The organism is Paenibacillus sp. UNC496MF, assembly GCF_900113915.1.
In the GTDB taxonomy this organism is placed as follows: Bacteria; Bacillota; Bacilli; order Paenibacillales; family Paenibacillaceae; genus Paenibacillus_Z; species Paenibacillus_Z artemisiicola.
Genome location: NZ_FORE01000007.1, coordinates 450,634 through 462,434, shown reverse-complemented (window position 1 = coordinate 462,434; position 11,801 = coordinate 450,634). Strand labels below are relative to the sequence as shown.

General features: G+C 59.1%; 12 protein-coding genes. 4 read left to right on the top strand and 8 right to left on the bottom strand.

Annotation, left to right across the window (positions count from 1 at the left end; genetic code table 11):
* The first annotated feature begins 438 nt into the window (after positions 1-438).
* Positions 439-789 carry a hypothetical protein gene (locus BMZ79_RS13890; protein WP_090640977.1) on the top strand — a complete coding sequence of 117 codons (351 nt, stop codon included), beginning with the start codon at positions 439-441 and terminating at the stop codon, positions 787-789.
* 331 nt (positions 790-1,120) lie between these two features.
* Positions 1,121-1,681, top strand: coding sequence for a GNAT family N-acetyltransferase (locus BMZ79_RS13885; protein WP_090640976.1), 561 nt, complete (start codon positions 1,121-1,123; stop codon positions 1,679-1,681).
* Between the two features lie 39 nt (positions 1,682-1,720).
* Here the strand turns inward: BMZ79_RS13885 and BMZ79_RS13880 are convergent, their stop codons facing one another.
* From BMZ79_RS13880 to BMZ79_RS13855, 6 genes are all read right to left on the bottom strand, one after another.
* Positions 1,721-2,629 carry an urease accessory protein UreD gene (locus tag BMZ79_RS13880; protein WP_256252726.1) on the bottom strand — a complete coding sequence of 303 codons (909 nt, stop codon included), beginning with the start codon at positions 2,627-2,629 and terminating at the stop codon, positions 1,721-1,723.
* The gene (gene ureG / locus BMZ79_RS13875; protein WP_090640974.1) at positions 2,553-3,269 is read right to left on the bottom strand and encodes an urease accessory protein UreG; all 717 of its coding nucleotides are present in this window, start codon (positions 3,267-3,269) and stop codon (positions 2,553-2,555) included. Before ureG ends, BMZ79_RS13880 begins: the two co-directional genes overlap by 77 nt.
* 97 nt (positions 3,270-3,366) lie before the next feature.
* The gene (locus BMZ79_RS13870; protein ID WP_256252725.1) at positions 3,367-4,107 is read right to left on the bottom strand and encodes an urease accessory protein UreF; all 741 of its coding nucleotides are present in this window, start codon (positions 4,105-4,107) and stop codon (positions 3,367-3,369) included.
* A complete protein-coding gene (gene ureC / locus BMZ79_RS13865; RefSeq protein WP_090640972.1) occupies positions 4,104-5,822 on the bottom strand; it encodes an urease subunit alpha in 1,719 nt (572 codons plus the stop codon). The genes BMZ79_RS13870 and ureC overlap by 4 nt, the downstream gene beginning before the upstream one ends.
* Complete coding sequence (locus tag BMZ79_RS13860; protein ID WP_090640970.1) at positions 5,819-6,187, bottom strand: urease subunit beta; 369 nt, start codon at positions 6,185-6,187, stop codon at positions 5,819-5,821. Before BMZ79_RS13860 ends, ureC begins: the two co-directional genes overlap by 4 nt.
* A 21-nt stretch (positions 6,188-6,208) precedes the next feature.
* A complete protein-coding gene (locus BMZ79_RS13855; RefSeq protein ID WP_090640969.1) occupies positions 6,209-6,511 on the bottom strand; it encodes an urease subunit gamma in 303 nt (100 codons plus the stop codon).
* Between the two features lie 355 nt (positions 6,512-6,866).
* Between BMZ79_RS13855 and ilvD the strand changes: the two genes are divergently transcribed.
* Entirely contained in the window at positions 6,867-8,555 is a 1,689-nt protein-coding gene (ilvD, locus tag BMZ79_RS13850) for a dihydroxy-acid dehydratase (protein WP_090640967.1), read from the top strand.
* A gap of 124 nt (positions 8,556-8,679) precedes the next feature.
* Positions 8,680-9,294 carry a PH domain-containing protein gene (locus tag BMZ79_RS13845; protein WP_090640966.1) on the top strand — a complete coding sequence of 205 codons (615 nt, stop codon included), beginning with the start codon at positions 8,680-8,682 and terminating at the stop codon, positions 9,292-9,294.
* Between the two features lie 21 nt (positions 9,295-9,315).
* Here BMZ79_RS13845 and BMZ79_RS13840 read toward each other — a convergent pair whose 3' ends face one another.
* Positions 9,316-9,957 carry an anti-sigma factor domain-containing protein gene (locus BMZ79_RS13840; protein WP_177222141.1) on the bottom strand — a complete coding sequence of 214 codons (642 nt, stop codon included), beginning with the start codon at positions 9,955-9,957 and terminating at the stop codon, positions 9,316-9,318.
* A 203-nt stretch (positions 9,958-10,160) separates the two neighbouring features.
* Positions 10,161-11,588, bottom strand: coding sequence for a polysaccharide deacetylase family protein (locus BMZ79_RS13835; protein WP_090640962.1), 1,428 nt, complete (start codon positions 11,586-11,588; stop codon positions 10,161-10,163).
* Between the last annotated feature and the right edge of the window lie 213 nt (positions 11,589-11,801).

The window sequence follows — 11,801 nt, the reverse complement described above, 5'->3', positions numbered from 1 at the left end:
GCTTGTTAGCTCATCGCTGACTTGCTTGTTCAAACCTTTTGACAGGTCGCTCATTGTTCAGTTTTCAAGGAACAAAGTTGTTACATCCATCGTCCGGCTCATGACCGGAATTAGAATATATCATATCTCGAAACCGTTTGGCAAGCCTTAATTTCGGGCTTGTTTCGTTTTCGATCACCGTGCCGTTTCTCGTTCGTCCCGGCCGGAGTACGAATATACCACGAATAAAACCACGGATGCAACAGGTATTATTTTACACAAGAAAAACCGCCGCCAGTAGCGCTCTACTACGCTTGAACAGTCATGAATAGAACGCTTCTATTCCGCTCCTTGAAAACAAATATTTTCGTTAAAACCTTGTCCTCCGGTTCACAAGGCAATGGCTTTATGATAGAATGAAAGCGCTAACAACTTCATCTTAAGAAGGGGGAGCAATACATGATGAATGTAGTAGCGGAGGAACCGAGAAGCACGTACGAAAACTTCGAGGTCGAGAAGGACATTTACTACTTCAAAGTCGGCAAAGCCGGCCTGGTCAGCTTCCACGGTAGAAACTACAATATAAAAAAGAGCGTCCCTACCGAACAGCTGAACCGCTACATTTCTTCGGGCCAATTCGTGAAAGTCAGCTCGAACTGCTACGTGAACGCCGGAAAAGTGCTTTCCGTCACCGACGGCCTGATCTGCTTCGACCGAAGCTGTTCCGAGACCAAACAGGTGCATGTCCCGAGATGGAGACAGCACGGGGTAAAAAACTTGCTCTCGGCACGTAAACCCATGGCCATGTAGCCATCCCAAAAGCCTTGGCGCGAAACGACGGACGTCTTTTCGAACCGGGGCTTTTTCATGCGCATAATGCCTTCCCATCCTACGCACAATACGCAACAGCTTCGCGGAAGGAGGGATACACATGGCCAAGCAGCAAGGACACGGACGTCAAAATACGACCACGCGCACTTCGGATAAAAAGAACAAAGGCGGCGGTTCCTCGGAGTAACGGCTTTAACGCCATATTCGGCTCAGGCGCAACCGCAGAACCCCAAGCCCTCTCCTTAAAAAGGGGCGCGTCGGGGTTCTTTTTGCGGTATAATGAACGAAAAACGGGGCGAGGTGAGCGGGCATGCGCCTGCAATTCGATACCGAACGGCTGCTGCTGCGTCCGTTCGGGCCGCAAGACGCCGACGTCGTTCAGCGCTTAGCAGGCGAATACGCCGTGGCGAGCACGACCCTTTCGCTTCCGCATCCGTACCCCGACGGCGCCGCCGATACCTGGATCGCGTTTCGTTCCGACGCCGCCAAGCACGGGCACGGCTATACGTTCGCGATCGTCGTGCGGTCCGAAAGCCGGTTGATCGGCTGCGTCAGCCTGAACCTCGCGTCCGAACATCGGCGCGCCGAACTCGGCTATTGGCTTGGCAGCGCGTTCTGGGGCAATGGCTATGCGACCGAAGCCGCAAGCCGCGTCATCCGTTTCGGATTCGAGGAGCTGAACCTGAACCGGATCTGGGGCGCCGCCATGACGCGAAACCCGGCCTCCTCCGCCGTGCTCCGCAAGTCCGGCATGCGGCACGAAGGCACCATGAAGCAACATATCCGGAAATGGGACCGGTACGAAGACGTCGAATACTTCGGGATGACGAAATCCGACTTTACGCAATCTTCCTCTTCATTAGAAACGTAAGAAACGAACAAAGCTGGCGGGATTCCCCGCCAGCTTTGTTCATTTCCGAAACGTCAGCGGCTGTAGACGCAGAAGCCGCATGCGGAGCGCCGACCACGCCGCCGCCAGCGCTTCCTGCAGCGCCCAAGCGGCATTGCCGGTCGCCATCACCGCCAAGCCGTGCTTATGCGTCAAGGTGACGCCCCATATAAGCGGCTGCCCTTCCCGGATCGGGAAGCCGCCTAGCGCTTCGCGGACCGCCTCCGCTTCGGGCATGCCGATCCGGTCGGAGAACGCGTAAAACACGCCGGTATGCGTCATGTCAGCCATGCAGCCGGGCGCCGCCAACTGTTGGCTCGCCGGCAAAATCCGCTGATGCTGGGCATAAATCAATTCGTTTCCATAATACACATGCAGCTTGTTGCGAAATTCGCGATACGCGAAACGTTCGCCGCGAAGCGTGCGCCCCGGACAATAGACGTCCGCGCCCATCCATACGGCGCCAGGCGAAAGCCGAACCTCCGCCTCGTTAACGAACGCCGCGTCGCGATACAGCATCGTCGGCTCCGGCATCCATTCCGCGACGGCTCCTGCGCCGAGCTCGAAAACTTGCTTCATCGACGAGCCGGACCGTTCATCGGGCGCAGGATGCACCTTCGTGAAGGATTGGTTCGTCAGGTACACATGCGCCTCTTCCTCGATTCGCCATTGAAGCTCGTACCGGTCGCCGGCCAACAGACCGGGCGAGACGTCCATGACGATGACCCCGAGCGGTCCGCCCAGCGGGAACGTCTTGGCGATTTTGATCGGCGCCGTGTGGTATTTGGACGCGAGCACGGTATGCGCATCCCGCTTCCGAAACGAAGCCCTCAGCTCCGAAACGCGCAGCGCCTCAGCCGTGACGATGTTCGGCTGCATCGTGTTCATGATCGTGGCGATGCGCGATGCCGCGCGCATGCGCGAGCTCATGCTCGAGCCAGGCCACGATTTGATCGACGTTCACGCCGCCGTACAGATTCGAAAACACGTACGGACGCCCGTCTCGCATCCGCTTCGCGTCCTCCTCCATTACCTGCAGGCTCGCGCCGACGTACGGCGCCAAATCGATTTTGTTCACGACGAGCAGATCGGAGCGCATTATGCCCGGTCCGCCTTTGCGGGGAATCTTCTCCCCTTGGGCCACGTCGATAATATAGATGAAGCGATCTACCAGTTCGGGACTGAACGCCGCCGCCAAATTGTCGCCGCCGCTCTCGATGAAGATCAGGTCCAGCCCGTCGAAACGGCTGGTCAGCTCGTCGACCGCCTCGAAGTTCATGGAGGCGTCTTCGCGGATCGCCGTATGCGGGCAGCCGCCCGTCTCCACGCCGATGATGCGCTCTTCCGGCAGCACGCCGGTCGCGGCCAAAATTCGCGCGTCTTCCTTGGTATAAATATCGTTCGTGATGACCGCGACGTTGTACTTGTCTTTGATCGCGCCTGCAAGCTTCTCGACCAGAGCGGTTTTGCCGGAGCCGACCGGGCCTCCGATGCCGATCCGGATCGGCCGCGACCGATCCGGCGCGGGTTGTTCCCATTCGCGGTGATGATGACCTTGTCCTTGACACATAAGGCATGCCTCCTCGGATTTTAGAAAACCCATTTCGATATCGAACGTCTTTTTACCGGAACCTGAAATCGCCGTCCCGCAAATTCCGTTCCGCTGCCTACGACATGAACAAGCGGGAGTAGAGCTGTTCGTGGCGCATCATCGCGATTTCGCCGAGCGGCATATTCGCATAGGCATCCTCCGGCCGAAGCGCGCTTGCGAACGCCCAAGCCTCGACCGCCCGGGGCGCAAGCCGGGCGATCAGCTGCTGGCCCTCCGTCTGCCCGATGGACATCAGCCGGAGCGCGCTGTTCACGCCGGTCGCGATGCAGCCGTACAAATAGCCCTGCGCCGCTTGCGCGAGCGGAATGCCGAAGCGGTGACAGGCATAGCCGAACACGAGCGGATGCGTCGCCAAACAATCGCCGCGCTTGGACGCCTCCGACAATGGCCGCCAATCGAGCTGCGGATGCATCGCGGCGAGCAGCCGCAGGAGCCGCCGGCCCATTTTCTCGATGCCGGTCCGGGTCTCGGCCGCCGCCCGCTGCACGTGCACGAGCCGCTCCACGTGCCACAGCGACTGCCAATCTTCTGCCGGAACGTCGCGGTAAACCGCCTTGACGACCATCAGATCGGACGTCGACCAGCTTTGCGTCAGCATGGCCGTCAGGTAGTCTTCCAGCTGCCGGCTCGTTCGAACCGCTCCCTCCTGCACGAGCGTCTCGAGCCCGAAGGAATGCGAGAACCCGCCGATCGGCAGCGCCGAATCCAACAGCTGCTGCAAAGCGAGCCAAGGCACGATGCCCTCCGCCGCCGCTTCCCCTTCGACCGTCGGCGCCCTCTTCGCTTCTTCGCTCAAAACAGAAAGTACCGCTGCGCCATCGGCAGTACTTCCGCGGGCTCGCACGTAGCCGGCACGCCGTCGACCTTCACTTCGTACGTCTCGGGGTTGACCTCGATGACCGGCGTCGCGTCGTTGTGAATCATGTCTTTCTTCGTGACGGCGCGGCAGCCGCGCACCGGTTCGATGCGCTTCCGCAGCCCCAGCTCTTGCGCGATGCCGAGATCGTAAGCCGCCTGCGATACGAACGTGATGGAATTGCTCGCGACGGCCTTGCCGTAGCCCCCGAACATCATCCGGCCGAATACCGGCTGCGGCGTCGGAATCGACGCATTGGGGTCGCCCATCTGCGCATAGGCGATCGTGCCGCCCTTCAGCACGAGATCCGGCTTGACGCCGAAGAACGTCGGGCTCCAAATCGCCAGATCGGCGAATTTGCCCGGTTCGATGGAACCGACCAGATGCGAGATGCCGTGCGTGATCGCAGGATTAATCGTGTATTTGGCGATATAGCGCTTGATGCGGAAGTTGTCCGCTTCGTCCGGGGCGTCCGGCGCAAGGGGGCCGCGCTGTTTCTTCATCTTATCCGCCGTCTGCCACGTCCGGATGATCACTTCGCCGACCCGCCCCATCGCCTGGGAATCGGAGCTCAGCATGCTGAAGACGCCCATATCGTGCAAGATATCCTCGGCCGCGATCGTTTCCGGCCGGATGCGGGAATCCGCGAACGCGACGTCTTCGGGAATGCGGCTGTCCAAATGATGGCAGACCATCAGCATGTCCAGATGCTCTTCGATGGTGTTGACCGTAAACGGACGCGTCGGGTTCGTGGAGGAAGGCAGTACGTTGAGCTCGCCCGCCGCGCGAATGATGTCCGGGGCATGGCCGCCGCCGGCGCCTTCCGTATGGTACGTATGGATGGTCCGTCCCTTGATCGCGGCCAGCGTATCCTCCAGGAAGCCCGCTTCGTTCAGCGTATCCGTATGAATGGCGACCTGCACGTCGTACTGGTCCGCCGCTTCCAAACACGCGTCGATCGCCGCCGGCGTCGTGCCCCAATCCTCGTGCAGCTTCAGTCCGATCGCTCCCGCTTCGATCTGCTCGACGAGCGGTCCGACGAACGAAGCGTTCCCTTTGCCGGTGAAGCCGAGATTCATCGGAAACGCCTCCGCCGCTTCCAGCATGCGCCGCATATGCCACGCGCCGGGCGTGCAAGTCGTTGCGTTCGTGCCGGTCGCCGGGCCGGTCCCGCCGCCGATCATCGTCGTGATGCCGGAGGAGAGCGCCGTCTCGATCTGCTGCGGGCAGATAAAGTGAATATGCGCGTCGATGCCGCCGGCCGTCACGATTTTGCCTTCGCCCGCGATGACTTCCGTGCTGGCGCCCACGACCAGGTTCGGCATGACGCCGTCCATGATGTCGGGATTTCCGGCTTTGCCGATGCCGGCGATGACGCCGTCGCGAATGCCGATGTCCGCCTTCACGATGCCCCAATGGTCGATGACGATGGCATTCGTAATCAGCGTATCGAGCACGCCTTCGCCGCGCAGCGCGCCGCTTGATTGTCCCATGCCGTCGCGGATGACTTTGCCGCCGCCGAATTTGCATTCGTCGCCGTAAACCGTGTAATCCCGTTCGATCATCGCCCACAGCTCCGTATCCGCGAGCCGGACGGCATCGCCGGTCGTCGGGCCGAACATCGCCGCGTAGCTGCTTCGGTCCATGTTGCTCATGACGGATCTCCCTTCCAGGCCGCGAGACGCTCGCGGACCTCTTCGGGAAGCGCGCCGCGGACGGCCGCTCCGTTCGTAAGCCCGTTCAGGCCGTAAGAACGCTTGCGGCCTCCGAGCTCGACAAGCCGCACGGGCTTCTCTTCCCCGGGCTCGAACCGAACCGCCGTGCCGGCGGGAATGTCAAGCCGCATGCCGAACGCCTCCTCGCGCGGAAACTCGAGCGCGCGATTCACTTCGAAAAAATGAAAATGCGAGCCGACCTGAACGGGCCGGTCGCCCTTGTTGACCACGACGATCTCCGTCGTCCCGCGGCCGGCATTCAATTCGATCTCGCCAGGCGCGGTGCGGTATTGCCCAGGTATCATTGGCGATCATCCTCTCTGTCGCTACTGAATGGGATGATGAATCGTAACCAGCTTCGTGCCGTCCGGGAAGGTCGCTTCCACCTGCACTTCGTGAACCATCTCGGCAATGCCGGGCATCACCTGGCCGCGATTCAGAATCGTCGTGCCGTATGCCATCAGCTCGGCGACCGTCCGGCCGTCGCGGGCGCCCTCCAAAATCTCGGACGTAATGAGCGCAACGCTCTCCGGGTAGTTCAGTTTGACGCCGCGGGAAAGGCGCCTGCGGGCCAAATCGGCGGCGATCGTAATGAGAAGCTTCTCCTTCTCGCGCTCAGTCAGCTGCATGAACGCACCTCTTCCTTCTATTTTAGGTTCATCCATATCTTGCGAAACGTTATACTAGGTGGCACCGCGACGAGAGTAATTCCGAGCGATGCCCTTCTATTATAACGGCCTGTTCCGGGCAAGTAAATAATTTGCGTTAAGTTTACTAACATATCATGAAAGATTATTCGATGATTTCCGAACAAACGGTTAATATCATGTCAGTTTATGTCGAAACGATCTTCCGAACGCTGCGTATCAGACCCGATTTTCCCATCGTTTCGCGAGGGACCCGAAGGCTCGGAATGCTGGTCATTCCTAGTGCAATGTGATAGACTACTCAATAATATTGCACAATCAATTGGGAGGTACCGATATGGCTTCAAACAAGATGCGTTCCGACATGATCAAAAAAGGCTTTGACCGCGCTCCGCACCGCAGCTTGCTGCGTGCCGCCGGCGTCAAGGAAGAAGATTTCGGCAAACCGTTCATCGCGGTGTGCAACTCGTACATCGACATCATTCCCGGCCACGTTCACCTCCAAGAATTCGGTAAATTGGTGAAAGAAGCGATCCGCGAAGCCGGCGGCGTGCCGTTCGAATTCAACACGATCGGCGTCGACGACGGCATCGCCATGGGCCACATCGGCATGCGCTACTCCCTTGCGAGCCGCGAGCTCATCGCGGACTCGGTCGAGACCGTCGTCAACGCGCACTGGTTCGACGGCATGGTCTGCATCCCGAACTGCGATAAAATCACGCCGGGCATGATCATGGGCGCGCTGCGCGTCAACATCCCGACGATCATGGTCAGCGGCGGCCCGATGAAAGCCGGCAAAACGTCCGACGGCCGTTCCATCTCGCTCTCCAGCGTCTTCGAAGGCGTCGGCGCCTACCAAGCCGGCAAGATCGACGAAGCCGGCCTGACCGAGCTCGAGCAATTCGGCTGCCCGACCTGCGGCTCCTGTTCCGGCATGTTCACGGCGAACTCCATGAACTGCCTCGCCGAAGGCCTCGGCCTCGCGCTGCCCGGCAACGGCACGATTCTCGCCGTCTCCCCGGAGCGCAAAGAATTTGTCAAGCAATCCGCTCGCCAGCTGATGAAATTGATCGAAATGGACCTCAAGCCTCGCGATATCGTGAAGCTGGAATCCATCGACAACGCCTTCGCCCTCGACATGGCGATGGGCGGCTCCACGAATACCGTGCTTCACACGCTCGCCATCGCGCATGAAGCCGGCATCGAATACCCGATCGAGCGCATCAACGAAGTCGCGGCGCGCGTGCCGCACCTCGCCAAGATCGCGCCGGCTTCCGATTACCACATCGAAGACGTGCACAATGCCGGCGGCGTCAGCGCCATCATCAACGAGCTCTTCAAGAAGGAAGGCGCGCTGAACGGCGACATGCTGACGGTCACGGGCAAAACGCTGCGCGAAAACGTCGCCGGACACGACATCAAGGACACGGACGTCCTCCACACGCTGGATAATCCGCACAGCCAACGCGGCGGCTTGGCCGTCCTGTTCGGCAACCTGGCGCCGCGCGGCGCGATCATCAAGGTCGGCGCGGTCGACAAGTCCGTCGGCGGCTACCACAAAGGTCCTGCCATCTGCTTCGATTCGCAGGACGAAGCGCTTCACGGCATCGCGAACGGCAAGGTTAAAGAAGGCCACGTCGTCATCATCCGCTACGAAGGCCCGAAAGGCGGACCGGGCATGCCGGAAATGCTGGCGCCGACATCGCAAATCGTCGGCATGGGTCTCGGCGCGAAAGTAGGCCTCGTCACGGACGGCCGGTTCTCCGGCGCATCCCGCGGCATCAGCATCGGCCACGTATCGCCGGAAGCGGCCGAAGGCGGACCGATCGCGTTCGTCCATGACGGCGATATCGTCGAGCTCGATCTGAACAACAACCAAATGAACCTGTTGATCAGCGACGAGGAATTCGAAGCGCGCCGTGCCGCATGGCCGGGCTTCGAGTCCAAGATCAAAAAAGGCTACCTGGCCCGCTATTCCCATCTGGTCACGAACGCCAGCACGGGCGGCGTGCTCAAGTTCAACTAAAGAACGCCCCCGTCTGCCTTTCATTTCGGGGCTAACGTGAAACGAACAGGAATCGCCCTGCGTATGACTGAATGTCAGTTCATTACGCAGGGCGATTTTTTTTATACGAGGAGGACGTACGCATATGTTCGGTAAAGTAGCCGCGGATTTACTGGGGTTAAGCGATCTTGGCGCCGTCATTAAGCCGGAGCACTACGACAAGGTCGACGCAGACGATTATATTCTGCATGAAGATCAGGAGAAAATTTATTTCGTCATCAAGTCCAAGTCGGACGAATACTGCTTCACCAATCTGGCGCTCCTTCATCTGGACGGCGATAGCGCCATCAGCAAGAAGCGGATCCTGCATCGCTATGCGTACAGCACCTATAAGGTCGCGGACGTCACGCTCGAAACGGCGGGTACGGTCGATCTGGACGTCGAGATCAAATTCTCCCTCGGCGGTACGCCGTTCTCCATCGACGTCAGCAAAAAATACGTCGAGGACTTGAAGGATCTGTACAAAGCGCTAATCAAAATCGCCGAAATTACCCACGAGAACGAGATCTCGCTCAGCTTCGCGCGGCAGAGCCTCGATATGGCGGCCGCGACCGTCAGCCAGATTCACAAGGCGGAAATCGACTTGTCCGAGCAATTCAAAGCAGTCAACCAGATCGCGTTCAACTGGTTGACCGATACGCAGAAACAGTTCAAATCCAAAGACTTCGGTGCCGTGTTCGATCGTTATATGCATCATTAAGCACATCATCGTTGACCCCGGCTAAGAGAAATCCCCCGTCAGCACGAGCGGTCCGTGCGGGCCGTTCGCGACGAACGCGTCGGGCTCCAGCGAGATGGCAATCCGTTCGTAGCGCTCCGTAATGCCGTCGCAGCGCAGCGCGCCTTCGCCCGCCTCCGTCGGGATCGTGCCGGCGCCGACGGAGACGCCGTCCTTCTGCAGCCAGACGCGGTAAGCTTCGTCCTTCTCGGGTTCAGGGAGCTTATCGGCTTGCACGATTAGATGGGCGCCGAACCCGTCGAAGATAACGACGGCATGCCCCTCGGCTCCGGCAGCGAAGCCCGCATCTGCAGCCTGCAGATCGACGATGCGTTGGATGTGATACGGAGCGGCGAGACTTGAGCCGGTGGCCGACATTTCGTTCGTATGGAAGGCTGACAGCGCCGCGGCCGTGATCAGCAGCAGGCAAACCGCGACTATGCCCCCGATGATCCTCGGCGAGTGCGCAAGCTCCTCCTCCGTCAAATCGTCGTGCAGAAGTTGCGCGCGGACCCATGCCTTGAGCCCGGCTGGCGGCGCGCATTCGGCGGCTCCGGGCTCCGGGCAGCCGTCCGTGACGCTGGCGATGTCGCACACGAACTGACGGCATTCGCCGCATCGCGCCAAGTGATCCTCGAATGCCAAGCGCATGGCCTCGTTCAAGCCGCCGAACATATAGGATGCGGCGAACTCGCATCGATTGTCGGGTTCTTGGCGTGTTTGCCGCTTCATATCGGTTGCCCTTTCGCGAATAACGTTTGGATCTAGATCCATCTTACCCGCGAAGGGGAAAATTGCAATTTCAATTCATCGCCACGAATTGGGGTTGATTTTCAAAAAAAATGCCGCTAGGGCGTAAACTCCCTTGCGGCATTTGAATTGTCGTACGCGACGGGCGGGAGGTCGTCCCCGCCGTGCAGGCCGTCTTCGTATGCCTTGGACGGATTCCTGCGCGCGGCGCTCGTTTCGTTCCGAAGCTCGCTCCCGGTTTGCTGCCAGAAGTGCTCCATGGACATGGCCATGATAATCGGCGTCAGCTTGCTTCTCTGGTCATGCAAGCGCTCCTTGCCCGAAGGGTTGAGCACCCGAAGCAGCAGCCTCAAATAAAGGCGGGTTGACGTATCGAATAAGCCCTTGGGGATCGGCAGCACGTCGAAGCCGAACTGCTCCACGCCCCGGTTGATCATGCTGACGCCGTAAACCCCTTTCGCCGGTTGGGCCGCTTCGTCGGCGGCCAGCTTGCGCGCAAGCTGCGGCATGCTCTTCTTGGCTTCCCGGAGCAGCATGACGGCCAGCTGCATCATCGACCGCGCTTCGGACATCAGTTTCAACAGCTTCTTGTTGTCCATGTGAAGCTCGACCACGGGATCCTTCGCGGCGATCGTGCTGCCGTCCGAAAGCGTCAGCGTCTTGCCGTGGTACGGCACGACCCGGTAAAAAAACAAGCAGTCTTCGGCGACTTCCTTGACCCGGAACAGGACGTGGAAGACGTGTTCCCAGCCCATCCAGCAAGAGACGGCGATCCGCTTCATCCAACTCATGGCCGCGGGCTTCTTCGCCTTCTTCTTGGTTCGGTCGGTCAGCGCGATCATGTCCGCGATGTTCACGAACCGGTAGCCCTTGGATTGCCCGGCGGCCAAAAACGGATCCAGCGCCGCGAGCATGTTTGCTGGCGCATCCTTGTCCGCGCCGAACGTCGCGCCGCAATCGTGCAGCAGGAGCACTTCGCCCGGGCGAAGCTTCTTCATCATTCGGTTCAGCAGCCGTTCGGAACCCACGCGCTTGCGCCAATCGCCAAATAAGGCCGACCATAGTATAATTTGCAGGTGGCCCAGATTCGAAAAATCGAACAGGTTGACGATGCCCCACGGCGGACGGTAATATACGGATTGCGACCCGGTCGCTTGACGGATGATTTCGCACGTACGGTTGATCTGTTTTTTGACCGTACGCGGACGCATGAGCCAGTTCGTTTTATGCACGTAATTATGAATGCCGATTACATGTCCTTCGTCATGCATCCGTTTCAGCAGCTCCGGATGTTTCTCCGCATGGATGCCCACGACGAAAAACGTCGCTTTGGCATCGTAGCGCTTTAAAAGATCAAGCAGCAAAGGCGTATAAACCGGATCGGGGCCGTCGTCGAACGTAAGCGCGATTTCGCGCTCCGCCCGTCCCCGCTTGAATACGCGAAATCCGAACGTCCGGCTGACCAAACCGGGCAAAAATGCATAAAACGTCAAAAAATAAAAGCCCCACAGCAGGAAGTTTTCCATGTCTCGTTTTCCCACCACCCCTAGTTTCAATCGCTCGTTCGTCCATGGAAGAGGGAGTGCCATGTGCCCATTGCTTGATCGCTTCATCCATTGTACCATAGCCCCGCGGAAATCGGCTACGTAAGTTAAAGTAAACGTTAAGACGGCGCGAAATCCATGCACTAAACATAGCGTTATTAGGAAATAATGGTATTCTATAAGAGAATCATAGAG